Origin of the sequence: Pseudomonas sp. IT-232MI5 (assembly GCF_949767845.1) — a bacterium.
In the GTDB taxonomy this organism is placed as follows: Bacteria; Pseudomonadota; Gammaproteobacteria; order Pseudomonadales; family Pseudomonadaceae; genus Aquipseudomonas.
This window is the reverse complement of record NZ_CATKQE010000061.1, coordinates 145,743-163,049: the sequence shown is the minus strand read 5'-3', so window position 1 is coordinate 163,049 and position 17,307 is coordinate 145,743. Positions and strand designations below refer to the sequence as shown.

The 17,307-nt window shown below is 60.0% G+C and carries 17 protein-coding genes; 10 read left to right on the top strand and 7 right to left on the bottom strand.

Annotated features, from left to right (window positions below; genetic code table 11):
- Positions 1 to 91: 91 nt before the first annotated feature.
- Positions 92 to 1,006, bottom strand: a complete 915-nt coding sequence (locus tag ACM6JQ_RS28690; RefSeq protein WP_095114039.1) for a LysR family transcriptional regulator — start codon at positions 1,004 to 1,006, stop codon at positions 92 to 94.
- Between the two features lie 221 nt (positions 1,007 to 1,227).
- Here ACM6JQ_RS28690 and ACM6JQ_RS28685 point away from each other — a divergent pair, with 221 nt between their 5' ends.
- From ACM6JQ_RS28685 to ACM6JQ_RS28670, 4 genes are all read left to right on the top strand, one after another.
- A complete protein-coding gene (locus ACM6JQ_RS28685; RefSeq protein WP_414895078.1) occupies positions 1,228 to 2,718 on the top strand; it encodes an aldehyde dehydrogenase in 1,491 nt (496 codons plus the stop codon).
- A 445-nt stretch (positions 2,719 to 3,163) separates the two neighbouring features.
- Entirely contained in the window at positions 3,164 to 4,150 is a 987-nt protein-coding gene (locus tag ACM6JQ_RS28680; protein WP_095114041.1) for an ABC transporter substrate-binding protein, read from the top strand.
- A 10-nt stretch (positions 4,151 to 4,160) separates the two neighbouring features.
- Positions 4,161 to 4,964 (top strand): ABC transporter permease, encoded by an 804-nt coding sequence (locus tag ACM6JQ_RS28675; RefSeq protein WP_123375883.1) that lies wholly within the window; start codon positions 4,161 to 4,163, stop codon positions 4,962 to 4,964.
- Entirely contained in the window at positions 4,952 to 5,788 is an 837-nt protein-coding gene (locus tag ACM6JQ_RS28670) for an ABC transporter ATP-binding protein (RefSeq protein WP_007909677.1), read from the top strand. The genes ACM6JQ_RS28675 and ACM6JQ_RS28670 overlap by 13 nt, the downstream gene beginning before the upstream one ends.
- A gap of 49 nt (positions 5,789 to 5,837) precedes the next feature.
- On the opposite strand, the gene ACM6JQ_RS28665 is transcribed toward ACM6JQ_RS28670, so the two are convergent.
- The 3 genes from ACM6JQ_RS28665 to ACM6JQ_RS28655 form a co-directional block, all read right to left on the bottom strand.
- On the bottom strand, positions 5,838 to 6,758 hold the full coding sequence (locus ACM6JQ_RS28665; protein WP_414895077.1) for a hypothetical protein: 921 nt from the start codon (positions 6,756 to 6,758) through the stop codon (positions 5,838 to 5,840).
- Positions 6,759 to 6,809: 51 nt separating this feature from the next.
- The gene (locus tag ACM6JQ_RS28660; protein ID WP_095114043.1) at positions 6,810 to 7,889 is read right to left on the bottom strand and encodes an endonuclease/exonuclease/phosphatase family protein; all 1,080 of its coding nucleotides are present in this window, start codon (positions 7,887 to 7,889) and stop codon (positions 6,810 to 6,812) included.
- A gap of 74 nt (positions 7,890 to 7,963) precedes the next feature.
- Positions 7,964 to 8,638: a YciC family protein gene (locus tag ACM6JQ_RS28655; RefSeq protein WP_007909682.1), complete on the bottom strand. Its 675-nt coding sequence runs from the start codon at positions 8,636 to 8,638 to the stop codon at positions 7,964 to 7,966.
- Between the two features lie 178 nt (positions 8,639 to 8,816).
- Between ACM6JQ_RS28655 and ACM6JQ_RS28650 the strand changes: the two genes are divergently transcribed.
- The 3 genes from ACM6JQ_RS28650 to ACM6JQ_RS28640 all read left to right on the top strand — a co-directional run bounded on the left by ACM6JQ_RS28650 (position 8,817) and on the right by ACM6JQ_RS28640 (position 10,840).
- Positions 8,817 to 9,575, top strand: coding sequence for a DUF2076 domain-containing protein (locus tag ACM6JQ_RS28650; protein WP_007909684.1), 759 nt, complete (start codon positions 8,817 to 8,819; stop codon positions 9,573 to 9,575).
- A 138-nt stretch (positions 9,576 to 9,713) separates the two neighbouring features.
- Positions 9,714 to 10,193, top strand: a complete 480-nt coding sequence (locus ACM6JQ_RS28645; protein WP_007949802.1) for an NYN domain-containing protein — start codon at positions 9,714 to 9,716, stop codon at positions 10,191 to 10,193.
- Between the two features lie 41 nt (positions 10,194 to 10,234).
- Positions 10,235 to 10,840: a PolC-type DNA polymerase III gene (locus ACM6JQ_RS28640; protein WP_123375884.1), complete on the top strand. Its 606-nt coding sequence runs from the start codon at positions 10,235 to 10,237 to the stop codon at positions 10,838 to 10,840.
- Positions 10,841 to 10,970: 130 nt separating this feature from the next.
- Here ACM6JQ_RS28640 and ACM6JQ_RS28635 read toward each other — a convergent pair whose 3' ends face one another.
- Entirely contained in the window at positions 10,971 to 11,426 is a 456-nt protein-coding gene (locus ACM6JQ_RS28635; RefSeq protein ID WP_123375885.1) for an Lrp/AsnC family transcriptional regulator, read from the bottom strand.
- 162 nt (positions 11,427 to 11,588) lie between these two features.
- Between ACM6JQ_RS28635 and yedA the strand changes: the two genes are divergently transcribed.
- Together yedA and ACM6JQ_RS28625 are read left to right on the top strand one after the other, a co-directional pair.
- A complete protein-coding gene (gene yedA / locus ACM6JQ_RS28630) occupies positions 11,589 to 12,524 on the top strand; it encodes a drug/metabolite exporter YedA (protein WP_095114045.1) in 936 nt (311 codons plus the stop codon).
- A gap of 52 nt (positions 12,525 to 12,576) precedes the next feature.
- The gene (locus tag ACM6JQ_RS28625; RefSeq protein ID WP_007909704.1) at positions 12,577 to 13,914 is read left to right on the top strand and encodes a DEAD/DEAH box helicase; all 1,338 of its coding nucleotides are present in this window, start codon (positions 12,577 to 12,579) and stop codon (positions 13,912 to 13,914) included.
- Between the two features lie 235 nt (positions 13,915 to 14,149).
- Here ACM6JQ_RS28625 and ACM6JQ_RS28620 read toward each other — a convergent pair whose 3' ends face one another.
- Entirely contained in the window at positions 14,150 to 15,397 is a 1,248-nt protein-coding gene (locus ACM6JQ_RS28620; protein WP_414895076.1) for a TIGR03862 family flavoprotein, read from the bottom strand.
- A 280-nt stretch (positions 15,398 to 15,677) separates the two neighbouring features.
- Positions 15,678 to 16,598 carry a histone deacetylase gene (locus ACM6JQ_RS28615; RefSeq protein ID WP_007909706.1) on the bottom strand — a complete coding sequence of 307 codons (921 nt, stop codon included), beginning with the start codon at positions 16,596 to 16,598 and terminating at the stop codon, positions 15,678 to 15,680.
- Between the two features lie 81 nt (positions 16,599 to 16,679).
- On the opposite strand from ACM6JQ_RS28615, the gene ACM6JQ_RS28610 reads away from it, so the two are divergent.
- Positions 16,680 to 17,249: a GNAT family N-acetyltransferase gene (locus tag ACM6JQ_RS28610; protein ID WP_038361818.1), complete on the top strand. Its 570-nt coding sequence runs from the start codon at positions 16,680 to 16,682 to the stop codon at positions 17,247 to 17,249.
- Positions 17,250 to 17,307: the final 58 nt, after the last annotated feature.

The window sequence follows — 17,307 nt, the reverse complement described above, 5'->3', positions numbered from 1 at the left end:
TCGGCAGCTCCTACCGAATTGAAGTCGGCCACAAAATGACGGTACGACACCGACATACTGTAGGAGCTGCCGCAGGCTGCGATCTTTGCTGTTAAAGGTGAGTCTTTGCGGTCAGTTGTTCGCGGCAATAATCGGCGAACAACTGCGCCGGTTTGGTCAGTTGCCCGCGCTTGAGCCATGCCGCGACCAAACCCGAACCGGTGACATCTTCGACGATGTCCACGCACACGACTTTCTTGCCGTCGTAGGTGCATTCCGAATGCGGTTTGGTCACCAGAATCGAGAAGCCGAAACCCTGGCCGACCATCCCGCGTACCATTTCAATCGACGGCGAGCTGAACTCGATGCGCGGCGTCAGCCCCAGTTCTTCAAACAGGCTGACGAAGTAAGTCCGGCTCGGCTGCACGTCGAGCAGGATCATCGGATCCAGACACAGATCGCGCAGCGACACTTGTTTGTATTGGGCAAAACGGTGGTCGGCGGGCAATAGCGCATACGGGCGTTGCGCCGGCATCAGCGGTTCGGTCTGGATGGTCGCGTCGAGTTCATGTTCATACAGAATCACCAGATCGAACGCGCCTGACGTCAGGCCTTGCACCAGCTCTTGCTGTTCACCGTCGCGAATGCGGATTTTCACGCCCGGATACAGCGCCGAAAACCCGGCGATCAACTGCGGCAGGTACAACGGCGCGACCGTTTCGAAACAACCAATATCGATCTGCCCGGCGACTACGTCGTTGTCGGCGAGGGCGTTCTGTTCGAACTCCTTGGCCATGCGCAGCAACTCTTGGGCCTTGCGAAAAAAACGCGCACCGCTTGGCGTCAGTGACACACCTTGGGCGTGATGACGGATCAGCAGTTGCACACCGAAGCTGTCTTCCAGTCCTTTGATCGCGGTGGAAATCGCCGGCTGCGCGATGTACAGCTTGCGTGAAGCCTCGGCAACGCTGCCGCATTCGACGGTGGTGATGAAATACTTCAACTGACGCAAATTGTAGGCGGCCACGGCAAACCTCAGGACGAGCGGACTCGACTTCAAAGCAATTTGTGCGCCGCCACGTCCATTGCACGACGATGTTTTTATCCTTCAACCATAGCCACCTGTGCAGCGTTTGGGGGAAGTCATTGCCCAGTGTTTTTATTGCCTGCGAAGACATTTTTACTATTTTTAGCCCGTGCGGGCCTGAGCGACCATCGAGGCACAATAACGTCTCAGGAGCATCCGTCGTGTTCGAGCTTGCAGAGTGGCAGCGCCGCGCCGTTGCATTGAAGTTTCCCGATCAGGCCGTGATCGACGGCAAACATTGCGCTGCGCAATCGGGGCAGACCTTTGCCGCGATCAACCCGGCGACCGGGCAATGCCTGGCGAATGTCGCTGCGTGTGGCGAAGAGGATGTGGACGCGGCGGTGCGCAATGCGCGTCAGGTGTTCGAGGCTGGCACCTGGTCGCAACGCCCGCCGGCCGAGCGCAAGCAAGTGCTGCTGCGCTTGGCTGATCTGCTGATGAGTCATCGCGAAGAGCTGGCCTTGCTCGACTCGCTGAACATGGGCAAACCGGTGATGGACGCTTACAGCATCGACGTGCCGGGCGCCGCCGGGGTGTTTCGCTGGTACGCCGAAAGCATCGACAAACTCTACGATCAGGTCGCGCCCAGTGCGCCGAATGTGCTGGCGACCATCACCCGTGAAGCACTCGGTGTAGTCGCTGCTGTGGTGCCGTGGAATTTCCCATTGGACATGGCCGCGTGGAAACTCGCCCCGGCGCTGGCGGCGGGCAATTCGGTGATTTTAAAACCGGCCGAGCAATCGCCGTTTTCGGCCTTGCGTCTGGCTGAGCTGGCGCTGGAAGCGGGGCTGCCAGCGGGTGCGTTGAACGTGTTGCCGGGGCTTGGCGAACAGACCGGCAAGGCGTTGGGTTTGCACGCGGATGTCGATTGCCTGGTGTTCACCGGCTCGACGCAGGTGGGTAAATACTTCATGGAATATTCAGCTCGATCCAACCTCAAACAGGTGTGGCTGGAATGCGGTGGCAAGAGCGCCAATCTGGTGTTCGCCGATTGTCAGGATCTGGATCTGGCGGCGGAGAAAGCGGCGTTCGGGATCTTCTTCAATCAGGGCGAAGTCTGCTCGGCCAATTCGCGCTTGCTGGTGGAGCGTTCGATTCATGATGAGTTCGTTGAACGGCTGAAAGCACAGGCTGAACGGTGGTTACCCGGTGATCCGCTGGATCCGCAGAGCAGCGCTGGCGCCATCGTTGATCACAGGCAGACGGCGGGCATCATGCGCTTCATTCGCAACGCCGAGCAGTCGGGGGCGACCCGGGTTTGTGGCGGTGGGCAGCGGCGCTTGAATGGCTCTGACAACTTCGTTGAGCCGACGATTTTCACCGGTGTAACCGCCGACATGCCGCTGTTTCGCGAAGAGGTATTCGGGCCAGTGCTGGCGGTGATGCCGTTCGATGATGAGGCCGAGGCTATTCGGCTGGCCAATGACAGTGTGTATGGACTGGCGGCGTCGTTGTGGACCGATGACCTCAACCGCGCGCATCGTGTGGCGCGGCAGTTGCGAGCGGGTACGGTGTCGGTCAACACGGTGGATGCGCTGGATGTGACGGTGCCTTTCGGCGGCGGCAAGCAATCGGGCTTTGGCCGCGATTTGTCGCTGCACTCGTTCGACAAATACACCCAGTTGAAAACCACCTGGTTCCAGTTGCGCTGAGACCGAGTTGTCCCCTTCGCGAGCTTGCTCGCGAATGCGGTGGGTCAGCAGCATGGATATTGACTGCTTCGGCACCATCGCTGGCAAGCCAGCTCCCACAGGTTTCAGCGTTGTTCACACAATCCAGGCACATCCACGATCCCTGTGGGAGCTGGCTTGCCAGCGATAGCATTCTCCCAGCCGCCGAAAATCCCCAATCTGCACCCACCTCGCGCATCCCCGCAATCCCCGCCCTTTAGCAGTGCGCACTACCCAGTTTTTTCATCATTTGCAGCCAACAATTTCCTGATTTTCCTCACCGCGCACATGGGCCACCATCGATCTTGCCCGCCAGCCGAATGTTGTCCGCCCAAACGTCCGCGAGAGACCCATGGCAGCAACTGCACAACGGCCGGCGACCGTACTGCCCATGACAAAACTAAATCAACAGCGTCGGGAGTGCTCCATGATCAAGTCCTTGTGTCTCCGTCTCACTCACCCTCTGGCAATCACTGCTCTTGCCGCCACGGTCGCGACCAGCGCCCAGGCCGGGACCCTGTCCATCGGCCACACCACGTGGGTCGGCTACGGCACCCTGTATCTGGCTCAGGACCTGGGCTATTTCAAGGAAAACGGTCTGACCGTCGAATTGCCGGTGGTCGAAGAGGCGTCGATGTACATGGCCGCGCAGGCGTCCGGGCAACTGTCCGGCTCGGCGTCGACCATCGATGAAGTGCTCAAATACCGCCCGCAGTTCTGCTTCAAAGCAGTCGCGGCGCTGGATGATAGCCATGGCGGCGATGGCGTGCTGGTCGGCAAGGATGTGAAAAGCCTGCAAGAGCTCAAGGGCAAATCCGTGGCCGTCAACGAAGGTTCGACCTCGCAGTTCTGGCTCTCCTATTTGCTGAAAAAGAACGGCATGAAGATGAGCGACATCACCGTGCAGAACATGACCGCAGATGATGCCGCCACCGCGTTCATCGCCGGTCGCGTGCCCGCTGCCGTGACCTGGGAGCCGCACCTGTCGATGGTCCGCGACAAGCAGCAGGGCAAAGTGCTGATCGACAGCAGCAGCACCCCCGGCGTGATCGTCGATGTGGTCGCGCTTAATTGCAGCGTGATCGAGAAGCAGCCGGAAGACGTCAAGGCTTTGGTCGCCGGGTTGTACAAAGCCGTGCAATACACCAAGGATCATCCGGAAGACGCTTACAAAATCATGGCCAAAGGTGTCGGCGGTTACCTGTCCGATCCGAAGGAACTGGCCGCCGCCGCGCAAGGCGTGCGTTTCTACGATCAAGCCATGAGCGAGAAGCTCTTGGGCTCACCGGGCAAACCGGGTGACAGCGCAGCGCTGATCAAACTGGCCAACGAAACCGCCAGCGAATTGCAGGGCAAACCTTACAACGTCAGCAACGACGAGCTGGTCGACAACCGTTTCGTCAGCCCGCTCTAGGAGGTGTGCAATGTTCAAGCGCAATTCGTGGCTGAGCCGCAGCCTCACGCCAAAAACCGCGTTGCCGGTGCAAGTGGTGTGGAGCGCCAGCGCTCTGGCCTGGGTGTTGTTGGTCGGCCTGTGGGCCGGGCTGTCTTACGGCGGCATCGTCCCAGGGATGTTTTTGCCGACGCCGGGCGCGGTGGTTGAAGCCGCCGTGCGCCTGGGCCGCGACGGCACACTCGGCACACATGTGTGGGCGAGTGTCGAAGTGGTGATGGTCGGCTTCATCGTGTCGTCGTTGGTGGCGGTGCCGTTGGGGTTGCTGATGGGCAGCTTCCGTATCGTTCAGGCGTTCCTTGAACCGCTGGTGAACTTCATTCGTTACCTGCCGGTGACCTCGTTTGTGCCGCTGTTCATCTTGTGGATCGGCATCGGTCTGGAGCAGCGCGTGTCGGTGATTATCTTCGGTGTGTTCTTTCAGCAGTTGGTGATGATCGCCGACGTCTCGAAAGGCATTTCCAAGGACCTGATCAACGCCTCCTACACCTTGGGTTCCAGTCGCCGCGATGCGGTGTTGCATGTGATCGCGCCGGCCTCGGTGCCGGGCGTGCTCGATACCCTACGGGTAACTATGGGCTGGGCCTGGACGTATCTGGTGGTGGCTGAACTGGTCGCCGCGTCCAGCGGTTTGGGTTACCTGAGCCTGAAGGCCATGCGCGGTTTTCAGGTCGACGTGATTTTCCTCGCCATCGCGATCATCGGCCTGCTCGGTCTGGTCACCGATCAACTGTTCCGTTTTCTCCGCCTGAGGGTTGCCGCATGGGCTCAGTGACTGCTGCCAATCATCGTTTTATCGAACCCGTTGCGACCCCGGCACAAGCCGCGCCGCGCTTGCAGGTGGACAAGGTCAGCCTGCGTTACAGGAAACCTGACGGCGGCACGTTTACCGCGCTGGAAGAAGTTTCGTTCGAGGTGCCGGATCAGCAGTTTGCCGTGCTGGTCGGGCCATCGGGTTGTGGCAAGTCGAGCCTGTTGTACCTGACCGCCGGTCTGGCTGAGCCGACCTCCGGTGAGATCTACGTCGGCGGCCAGCAAGTGCAAGGCCCCGGTGCGGATCGCGGCATGGTCTTTCAGAGTTACACGCTGTTCCCGTGGCTGACCGTGCGGCAGAACGTCGAGTTCGGCCTCAAACGCCGCGGCATGCCGGCGGCGCGGCGCAAGGAGATCGTCGATTATTACGTCAACGAAGTCGGCCTCGGCGGGTTCGCCGACAACTACGCCAAGCAACTGTCGGGCGGGATGATGCAGCGCGTGGCGATCGCCCGCGCACTGGCCAATGATCCGCAGATTCTACTGATGGACGAACCGTTCGGTGCGCTCGATAGCCAGACACGTCTGCAGATGCAGCAGTTGTTACTGCGGGTGTGGGGCAACAGCAAGAAGACCGTGTTGTTCGTCACCCATGACATCGACGAAGCCATTCTGCTCGGCGATCGGGTCTATGTGATGGGCGCGAAACCGGGGCGGATCAAGCAGATTCTCGACGTGCCAATCGAACGTCCGCGCTCGCTCGACATGGTCATGGAGCGCTCGTTCATTGACATGAAGCGGCAGATCTTCGGGTTGCTGCATGATGACCTGGAAGAAGTGCATTGATCCAACGGTCATGTCACCTGGCCATTGTGGGGCAGCCGGCGATGTGATTTCACTGCTGGGCAAACACGGTTCTGACCCAGCCCTGCAGGGTGTATTGCTGGTAGATGGGTTCAGGCACATCGACATACGGATCAGTAATGAACCGTTCAGGAATCACCGGGTTGGCCTCATCAATGACCAGGATGTTCGCCGGGTTGTAAAAGTCATAGTCGACCACGCTCTTGTTGGTGGTGATGACTTTTTTTCGTGAAGCCATGGCTTCAAAGAAACGGAAGCTCAACCCGGCCTGGCCAGGCTTGGAAATGTCCAGAATGATGCGCGAGCGCTTTACCAGTTCGCCAACAGACGCCAGTGACATTCTCTGCTCGAAGAACGTGATACCCGGATGCGCGCCCGGGATCGGTTTGCACTGCACCAGAAACTTGTAATCGGTCACCCCGAGACGATCGAATGCCTGCGCCAGGCCTTCAAGTGCCGGCACCCGATCCTTGCCCGCCATTACCACAAACGCCGAGTATTCACCGGGTTCGCCGTCTGCGGTGTAGTCGTCGTAAATGAAGTTGTGGAGCTTTTTCAGGCCGTAGCTTTCAGCATTCTGCGGGTCGAAAGAAAACACCTCGTCATAACCGGCAAGTTCTTCCCGGGTCATCGGCCAGCGACTGAAACTGTCGTAGAGGTAGGCGATCTTGCGCTCGCTGGCATTGAGGCCGGCGGTCAGTTGCTTAGGCTCGATTTGCGCCGGGTTGATGATCAACGCAACGTCAAAGCGCCCTGAGGCACCGATACTCTTCTTGAACTGGCGTAACTGCGCCCAGCGTTTAAGCGGGCGGCGCAGGATCTTCGGCGCTCGATCAAAGCTGTTCTGCATCGCTGACGTATCGATGAAACACACGTCATTGTCGATCATCAGGTAGTCCGCCAGTTTGCGCGCGTAACCACCAATGTCCTTGCACACCAATAAGATTTTCATGAGATTCCATATCGTCAATTCGGGCGACGGGTCGATGTTCCTCGGCCCTGCCTAGGGCGCCGCCGGCAGCAGGAAGCGCGCAATCACCGGCAGATGATCGGAGATGCGCAGCGTATCGTCCTGGCGCACCCTCGCTTCCACCCGTTTGATCTTCGGGCTGTAAAACAGATAGTCGACCGTGCGATCCGGGCCATTCAGGCCGGGGTCGTTGGGGTAGTGGGTCAGCCACTGCGCACGGTCGATGCCGCTGGCTTCGTTGTTGGTCGGGATCATCGGGTACTTGTCCCACAGCAGATGCAGTTCGCTGTCGGCGGAGTAGGGCGTGCGCTGCTCGGCAGGCAGGCGGCGGAACTGGCCGAGCGGCAGCAGATTGAAATCGCCACCGATCAACCATGGCAGGCCCTGACTTTCGTACTTGTCGAGCACTTTGGCCACGGCGCTCACTTGCGCCTGCAACGTGTCATCGGGCTGGCTGGCACGCTCCAGATGGGTATTGAAAACGGTCAGTTGCCCACCATCGCTCAGGGGCAGTTTGGTCGCGAGCAGGGCGTCTTTTGGCTGGAATTGACGGCTGATGAAATTGGCCGCAGCAACCGGCAATTGCAGGCGTTCGGCGTGTTCGATGCGATAGCGGCTCAGGGTTGCCAGTTGCCGGCCAACGCTGCCGAAAACGTGTCGATCAGGGACGAAATCGGCTTTCCAGTCGAATGCGCTGGCGCTGCACGGGTACAGGTCGGCGACGCGTTCCTGCAACAGTTTTAGCTGGTTCTGATAATCGCTGGCCTTGGCGCCGTCATCGAGCTCCTGCAACAGCACCACATCGGGCTGCTCGTCGCGGATCACCCGCGCCACTTCGTCGAGGCTGAAGGCCATGTCTTCCTGTGTCGGCGCTTCATCGTTGCCCTGGGCCAGATCATTCCAGAACACGTAACGCTTGCCGGCCAGATACTGCACGTTCCAGGTCATGACTTTCAGCGCCTGGCCCGGCACCAGCGTCGGTGGCGTTCCCGTGCAACTGACTGGCAGGGTTTCGCGGGCGTCCGGGCGCCAGGTCAGGCTGAAGATCAGCGCGCCAATCAGCACAAGGGCGAGCACAGAAAGAAACAGGGTGTAGCGCAGTAGACGGGTCATGGCTCGGCTTATAGCGTTACAGAAAGTGGCCCGAGCATACCTGACGGCCGTCTCGAAGCCCAAGCGCAGTGCTGTCAGACCACTCTGTCGCGTTTGTCAGGCAATTCGCTGATCAGCATGAACAGGCGGAACAACACCACGCTGGTGAACAGTTGCAGGAAGCTGTGAGCACTGTCGATCAGTACGGCAATCAGCGGATTCTGCGGCTCGGGGTACACCGCCAATGTCGCGCCTTTGAGCAACCACAGTGGCGTCATCACACAGAGAATGCACAGCAGGATCCGCCAGAAGTGTCCACGGGTCAGGCGCAGGCTTTCTTTCATCGCCTGCAAAGGCCCCATGCCGCGCAGCACCAACAGGTATTCGCCGAACGCGAGCATGACCATCAGCATCAGGCCTGGCAGGAAATACAGCGACAGGCCCAACAGAATCAGCAAGGTATTGAGCGCCGTGAGCAACGCGAAGCGCGGCCACAGAGTGGCGGCCATTGCCAGCAGGTCACGGTTGCGCGGCGCTTCGCCACGGCTGCGCGCATCGAGGAACAGGATCAGCGCTGCGGTGTACAGCGGATACACCAGCAGACCGACGACGATACTGATGGCCGAGATATTTTCCGGCCCGCTGGCGCGATCGACCACTTGTTGTAAAAACGCTTCGAAAATCACCAGCGGCAGGCACAACCGTACGATGCTGCCCAAATGGCGTTTGAAAAAATACAGAGAGTCGCGCAGCACTTCGAGGGCATTCATCAGTCGGTATCGCAGGTCGAAAACAGTGGCTCACTTTAACCGATGATGGCTGGCGCGACACAAACGTAAACATTCGGTAAAGGTCATTGAAACGTTTTGTCACCGTCTCCATTACAGGAGAGCACCTCGGCCAACGTGGACGAGGGCAATGTTATCCCCGGCAATCTACGAGGTCGCCATGAACAGCGAAGAGCAAACCCTGATCGATGGACTGTTTTCCCGGCTGCAACAGGCCGAAACGGAGGCAGCCCCGCGCGATGCCCAGGCTGAGGCGCGGATCAAGGAACACCTGACCCGCCAGCCAGCGGCAGGTTATTTCATGACCCAGGCGATTCTGGTGCAAGAGGCGGCGCTCAAAAGCCTCGATGAGCAGAACAAGCAACTGACTCAACAGGTCCAGCAGTTGCAGGCTGAACTGCAATCGGCCAAAGCGCAGAGTGCCGCACCGGCGCCGAGCGGTGGTGGCGGTTTCCTGTCGAGCATTTTTGGTGGCAGCCCGCGTCCGGCGCCGACCCAGAGCGCCGCCCCGGCGTCCACTGGCGGTTGGCGTGAGCCGGCACCGCAGCAGAACTTCGGTGCTCCTGCGCCACAACAGAACTTCGGCGCAGCGCCGCCTAACTATGCGCAGCAAGCCGCTCCGGCGGCCGGCAGCAGCTTCCTCGGCGGCGCCTTGAAAACCGCCGCCGGTGTGGCCGGTGGCGTGATGCTGGCGCAGGGCATCAGCAGCTTGTTCCATCACAATCAGCAACCGGAAGAAATCGTTGAAGTGATCAAGGAAGAGCCGGCGCAGGTCGCCGACCAGAGCAGCAACGGCTGGGGCGATGATCAGCGTGTGGCCGATAACGGCTTCTCAGGCAATGACCAGGGCGGCTTCACCGACACCGACTACGGCAACGACAATTCCTCGTTCTTTGATGACGACGATTCCTTCGTCTGACTCACCATTCGTCCGGAGCCCTTGAGGGCTCCGGGCCGATTATTCGCGGAACCCTCCTGATGGCTGGCATACTGAGCGCCTTTTTCGGGCCTGGCGCCTGATCCCGCTTCGTGCGCTTGCGCGCCCACAGGAACTCCGGTGAAAAAAATCGCAGTGTTCGCCGACGTGCAGAACCTCTACTACACCGTGCGTCAGGCCTATGGTTGTCACTTCAACTACGCCGCATTGTGGGCAGACATCAGCAAGGACGGGCAGATCGTCGAGGCCTACGCCTACGCGATCGACCGTGGCGACAGCAAGCAGCAGCAGTTCCAGCAGATCCTGCGCAACCTCGGCTTCACCGTGAAACTCAAACCCTACATCCAGCGCAGCGACGGCTCGGCCAAGGGCGACTGGGACGTGGGCATCACCCTCGACATCATGGACGCCGCCGACCACGTCGACGAAATTGTCCTGGCCTCCGGTGACGGCGATTTCGACATGCTGCTCGAACGCATTATCAGCAAACACGGCGTGCAAGCGGTCGCCTACGGCGTGCCGGGCCTGACCGCCAACTCGCTGATCCGCGCCGCCAGCCGTTACGTGCCGATCGAAGGCGCGCTGCTGCTGAAGAATTGAACAGCTACTGAAGAATTGATTTGTACGGAGTTGAACCCGGTTTGGAACGCATTGCAGTCATCGACTTTGAAACCACTGGCCTGTCGCCGAACAGCAACTGCCGCGCCACGGAAATCGCCGTGGTCATGCTGGAGAACGGCCGCATCGTCGAGCGTTACCAGAGCCTGATGAACGCCGGCGTCCGCGTTCCGGCGTTTATCGAGCAACTGACCGGCATCAGCAACGCCATGCTGCGCACCGCGCCGCCGGCGGAGCGGGTGATGGAAGAGGTCAATGAGTTTGTCGGCTGCACGCCGCTGGTAGCGCACAACGCATCCTTCGACCAGAAGTTCTGGGATTTTGAGTTGGGACGGATCAAACGCACGCGGTTGCAGAACTTTGCCTGTTCGTTGCTGCTGGCCCGGCGTCTGATGCCGGCGGCGCCGAACCACAAGCTCGGTACGCTCACCACGTTTGCGCGTTTGCCGCACACAGGCCAGGCTCACCGGGCCATGGCCGATGCCGAGATGGCGGCCAATCTGATGGCGCATCTGGCTGATGAGTTGCGGCACAAGCACGGCGTCAGCGAGCTATCGCATGACCTGCTGTGCAAGTTGCAGAAAGTCCCCGCCGCCAAAGTCAGCGAGCACCTGCAGCGCTATCGCTGATCCCAAGCCCAACACAGACCCCCTGTAGGAGTGAGCCTGCTCGCGATGACGGTGTGTCAGTCAACATTCGTTTCGACTGACGCGCCGCTATCGCGAGCAGGCTCACTCCTACAGGGAGGAATCATCATCCTCAGGATTTGCCGTTGCCTTCGATCTGGCTGAGTGGCACGCGCTTTTCGATGGCGCTCGACAGCACAATCGAGGTCTTGCTGAAACCAAACTTCGCCACGCGATTGATCAACTCCTCCAGCTCCGTCATCGATCCCACCGCAGCCTTCATCATCACGCACGGATCACCTGTCACTCGAAAGCATTCGGTCAGTTGCGGGATTTTCACCAGTTCGTCGTAAACCTTCTGACTGCCGTTCTGGTGCAGGCGCAATTCGATCATGCACTGGATCGGCAGGCCGATTTTCGACAGGTCAATTTTCGCCTCATAGCCGGTGATCACCCCCGATGCCTCAAGCTTGGCCACGCGCTCGGCAACTGCCGGGGCGGAGAGGTTAACTTTGCGCGCCAGGTCGGCGTAGGACGCACGGCCGTTTTCCAACAGGGCGCTGAGCAGCATGCGGTCGTATTTATCCAAGGCCGGACTCCTGAAAATGCCAGACTTTCGAAATCACGGCTTAAGCCGTCGATCTCCGTTCTTTCCAAAGTGTACCGGCGCTATAAACAGGTTTTGTAACTTATTTTTAGTCGTGGGCCTTTCTAGAATAATCCATCCCCTGCCCAGACTTTCGAGCTGCCCATGCCTGCCTTGCGCCGTTTTTCCTTGCCGCTGATCGCCGCGTTTTTTGCGTTGTATGTGATTTGGGGATCGACCTATCTGGTGATCCGCATCGGCGTCGAGTACTGGCCACCGCTGATGCTCGGCGGTGTGCGCTTTGTGATCGCGGGTACGTTGATGTATGCCTTTCTGCGCTGGCGCGGGGCACCGGCGCCGACCTGGGCGCAGTGGAAAGCGGCGGGTATCATCGGGATTTTGCTGTTGAGTTTTGGTAATGGCGCGGTGAGTGTGGCTGAGCACACCGGTGTGGCCTCCGGCGTGGCGGCGTTGGCGGTGGCAACGGTGCCATTGTTCACCTTGCTCTGTGGATATTTCTGGGGCGCGCGCAATACCCGTCTGGAGTGGGCCGGGGTGGCGTTGGGGATTATCGGTATCGCCATGCTCAACATGGGTTCCAACCTGCAATCGAGTCCGCTGGGCGCGGCGTTGCTGATTTTCGCAGCGGCGACCTGGGCGTTCGGTTCGGTATGGAGCAAGCATCTGCCATTGCCGCAGGGGGCGATGGCCAGTGCGGTGGAAATGCTCGTTGGCGGTGTGGTGCTGCTGATTGGTAGCGCCGTCAGTGGTGAACACTTGCAAGCTGTGCCGCCGATTGAAGGCTGGCTGGCGCTGGCGTACCTGATCTTCTTCGGCTCGATCATCGCCTTCAACTCTTATATGTACCTGCTCAAGCACGTGCGTCCGGCGGCGGCGACCAGTTATGCCTACGTCAACCCGGCGGTGGCGGTGTTGCTGGGGATCGTGTTCGTTGGCGAGACCATCGGCATCGAAGAAGCGCTGGCGATGCTGGTGATCATCAGCGCCGTGGTGTTGATTGGCTTGCCACAGTGGCGCCGGCCAGCACAGCCGCCAGTCGTGGCGCCGACAGCCGTTCCCACAGAAACGCGTACGAATTAGGGTAAACTGCGCGGCATTGCATGCCTGCGTCATTTTTTCCTACGGTACTTCCATGACTTTCGCCACCCTTGGCCTGATCGAACCCTTGCTGCGCTCCCTCGAGAAGCTCGGCTACCAGACCCCGACGCCGGTTCAGGCGCAAGCCATTCCGGCCGTGCTGGCCGGTCGTGACCTGATGGCAGCGGCGCAGACCGGCACCGGCAAAACCGCCGGTTTCGCCTTGCCGCTGCTGCAGTTGCTGGCCATGGAAGGGCCGAAAGTCGCCGCCAATTCGGTGCGCGCGCTGATTCTGGTGCCGACCCGTGAGCTGGCCGAACAAGTCCACGAAGCCGTGCGCCAGTACGCCGAAAACCTGCCGTTGCGCACGTACGCGGTATACGGCGGCGTCAGCATCAACCCGCAAATGATGAAGCTGCGCGGCGGCGTCGATCTGCTGGTGGCGACGCCGGGCCGTCTGCTCGACCTGTTCCGCCAGAAGGCGCTGAAATTCAATCAGCTGCAAACCCTGGTGCTCGACGAAGCCGATCGCATGCTCGATCTGGGCTTCTCCGAAGAACTGTCGAACATCTACCGCGCACTGCCGAAGAAACGTCAGACGCTGCTGTTCTCCGCGACCTTCTCCGATGACATCCGCCTGCTGGCCGGGCAGATGCTCGACGATCCGCTGACCGTCGAGGTCAGCCCGCGCAACGTGGCTGCCAACACGGTCAAGCAGTGGATCGTGACGGTGGACAAGAAGCGCAAGGCTGAGCTGTTCGTGCACTTGATGCGCAAGAACAAGTGGAAGCAGGTGCTGGTGTTCGCCAAGACCCGCAACGGTGTGGATGCGCTGGTGGAAAAACTTCAGGGCCTTGGTGTGAATGCTGACGGTATCCATGGTGATAAACCGCAGGCAACCCGTCAGCGAGCGCTGGATCGTTTCAAGCTCAGTGAAGTGCAGATTCTGGTTGCGACTGATGTAGCGGCGCGGGGGCTGGATATCGAAGATCTGCCGTTGGTGATCAACTTCGATCTGCCGATCGTGGCTGAGGATTACATTCACCGTATTGGCCGTACCGGCCGTGCTGGCGCAACCGGTGAGGCGATTTCGCTGGTGTGTGCGGATGAAGTGAACATGTTGTCGGCGATTGAAATGCTGACACGGCAGACCTTGAAGCGTCAGAACGAGCCGGATTTCGAACCTGAGCACCGCGTGCCGGACACCGACGCCAGCGGTCAGGTGATCAAGAAGCCGAAAAAACCGAAGAAGCCGAAAGCTTCGGGTGGTGGTGGCAAGCGCAATCTGGGTAAGTGGGTCGATAGCGGCGAGACGCAGGCGCCGGAGCCTTCGGTCAAGCCTGTGCGTAAAGTGCCGGTGTTTAACACTGGACCGCGCAAGCGTAAGCCTTAAGGTCAAAAGCCCCTCACCCTAACCCTCTCCCCAAGGGAGAGGGGACTGATTGGGGGATGCTCGCGAAGTACGCCGACTTGATCCTATGGCTGTGAATCCATAATCGACAAAGCTTTCGCCTGACACCTAGGTCGTCTGACCAAATCCATAATCGACTCGGTCTTTCAGGTCGATGGATGACGTGAGACACCTCGGTCGGCCCCCTCTCCCTCTGGGAGAGGGCTGGGGTGAGGGTTCAGGCAGACGCCTCGGACTTGAACCACTGCACAATCCCCAACCCTGCCGCCCGCCCGCTGGCAAAACACCCCGTCAGCAAATACCCGCCCGTCGGTGCTTCCCAATCCAGCATCTCCCCCGCGCAGAACACCCCCGGCAACGCCTTGAGCATCAAACGCTCATCCATCGCCTCGAACGTCACGCCACCAGCGCTGCTGATCGCTTCGTCCAGCGGACGGGTTTTCACCAAGGTCAGCGGCAACGCCTTGATCGCCCGGGCCAATAGCGCCGGATCGGCGAAAGTCGCAGCATCGGTCAGCTCACGCAGCAATGCCGCTTTCACCCCATCAATCCCGACCTGACTGTGCAAATGCTTGGCCATCGAACGCGAACCGCGAGGCTTGCTCAACGCTGCCTGCAATTTATCCACAGGCCGGCCGGGCAGCAGATCGATGTGAACGGTCGCTGCGCCGTACTGATTGATCGCCTCACGAATCGGCGCCGACAGCGCATAAATCAAACTGCCCTCAATGCCGGTCGCGGTGATCACGCATTCGCCCAAGCGTGGAGTGTCATCGTTCAAACCGATGGCGATATTTTTCAGCGGTGCGCCGGCGAATTTGCTGACCATCAACTCGCTCCAAGCCTGCACCTCGAAGCCACAATTACTTGGCTGCAACGGCGCAAGTCCTACACCGCGTTGCTCCAGCGGCAGCATCCAGGCACCGTCGGAACCGAGGCGCGACCAACTGCCGCCGCCGAGGGCGAGCAGGGTGGCGTCGGGTTTGACGGTGATTTCACCTTCCGGGCTGTCGATGCGCAGCGCGCCGTGTTCATCCCAGCCGAGCCAGCGATGGCGGGTGTGGATAACTACGCCGCTGTCGCGTAAGCGTTTGAGCCAGGCGCGCAGCAGCGGCGCGGCTTTCATGTCGGTGGGGAATACGCGGCCGGAGCTGCCGACAAAGGTCTCGATGCCCAGATCGTGAATCCATGTGCACAACGCATCGGCGTCGAAGCCGCGCAGCAGCGGGGCGATTTGTGGCGCGCGTTCGGCGTAGCGCGAGAGAAACGCCGGGTACGCTTCAGAGTGGGTGATGTTCATGCCGCCGACGCCGGCCAGCAGAAACTTGCGTCCCACCGAGGGCATGCCGTCGTAGAGATCGACGCGGATTCCGGCCTGGCTCAGTACTTCAGCGGCCATCAGGCCGGCGGGGCCACCGCCAATGATGGCGACGTGAGCGGGGGAGGAGGCGGAAGTCTGGGTCATGGCATGCGCTGCGGTATGGCGGGATAAGGCGCGCATTCTAACAGCGCGGATCTCTTGTAGGAGTGAGCCTGCTCGCGATAGCGGTGTGTCAGCCAAATTAATGTTGAAGGTGCTGACGCATCGCGAGCAGGCTCACTCCTACAGGGATTTGAGGTGGCCTTGAGTTGTTGGTTGAAAAGTGATCAGTGCTCTGTAGGCCCTGTCGGATATGGCCTGTAGTCCCTTTCACTCAGGTTATCCACAGGCCGTTCCACAGCGATTGTGGGTAACGCAGCACAACTCAATGACAACCGTGTGACTGCCAGACCCGTTGCGCGCTGTGATGCAGGATGCCGTGGCGACGGGCGAGGGCGTGGCGATCCTTGCTGTAGCCGCCGCCAATCACGCCCATCACCGGAATATCGCGGCCCAGGCAATGGCGCATCACGCTTTCATCACGGGCGGCGACGCCTGCGTCGGTCAGTTGCAGATAACCGAGGGCATCGTCCTTGTGCACATCGACGCCGGCGTCGTATAGCACCAGATCCGGTTGATACAGCGGCAGCAAATAGCTGAGCGTGTCATCGACCACCTTCAAATAATCGCCATCGCCCATGCCTTTGGGCAGCGGAATATCCCAGTCACTTTCCGCCTTGCGTGCAGGAAAATTCTTCTCGCAGTGCAGGGAAACGGTAATCGCCTCCGGCGTGTCATGCAGGATTCGCGCGGTGCCATCGCCCTGATGCACATCGCAATCGAAGATCAGCACGCGATTCACGCGACCGCTTTGCAGCAGGTAATGGCTGATGATCGCCAGGTCATTGAAAATGCAGAAGCCCGCCGGGTAATCGTAATGCGCATGATGGGTGCCGCCGGCCAAGTGGCAGGCGAGGCCATGCTCAAGGGCTTTTTCCGCCGCCAGTATCGAACCGCCGACGGCCCGCACCGTACGCCTTGCCAACGCTTCGTTCCAAGGCAGGCCGAGGCGCCGCTGGTCTTCGCGGGACAACTCGCCGCTCATGTAGCGTTCGATATACGCACGGTCATGGGCGAGGGCGAGGATGTCGTTGGGGCAGATCTCCGGGCGCAGCAGGTCGGCATCGCGGGTCAGACCGCTGTCGACCAGGTGATCGCGCAGCAAACGAAACTTGTCCATCGGGAAGCGGTGATCCGCCGGAAACTCGGGGCTGTAGTCTTCGTGGTAGATCAGCGGCAGTGGCATGGCGGTTTCATGTAGGAACGTAGGAAAGAGTGAAGGATCCTACCAGCGATGTAGACTTGCGGCATGGAAACGGAGGGCACGATGGAGCCGATACTGGAACTTGAAAGCGCGCGCTTGCTGATGCGTCAGTGGCAGGACGAGGATTTGCCGGCATTTGCCGCGATGTGCGCCGATCCTCAAGTGATGCGTTATTTTCCGGCCCCGTTGAGCCGACTGGAAAGCGCTTCAATGATCGGCCGCGTGCGCGGGCATTTTGCCGAGCACGGTTTCGGCTTGTGGGCGCTGGAGCGCAAGGACAGCGGCGAATTCATCGGTTTCACCGGGCTCGGCGTGGTCGGTTTCGACGCGCCGTTCACCCCGGCGGTGGAAATTGGCTGGCGCCTGGCCAAGGAACATTGGGGGCTCGGTTATGCAAGTGAAGCGGCATGGACCGCTCTACGCTGCGGCTTTGATCGCTTGGCCTTGAAGGAAATCGTCTCCTTCACCGCGCAATCCAATCTGCCGTCGGAGAAAGTCATGCAGGCGATTGGCATGCATCACGCCCCGGACGATGATTTCGATCACCCCAAGCTTGCCGTCGATCATCCGTTGCGCCGGCATGTGCTCTACCGCATCACCCGCGAACAATGGCTGCAAACCTTGCATGGATAAGCCGACACGGACGTTTACAATGGCCGCCATATCATTGGCCCGCGCCAGAATCTGAATC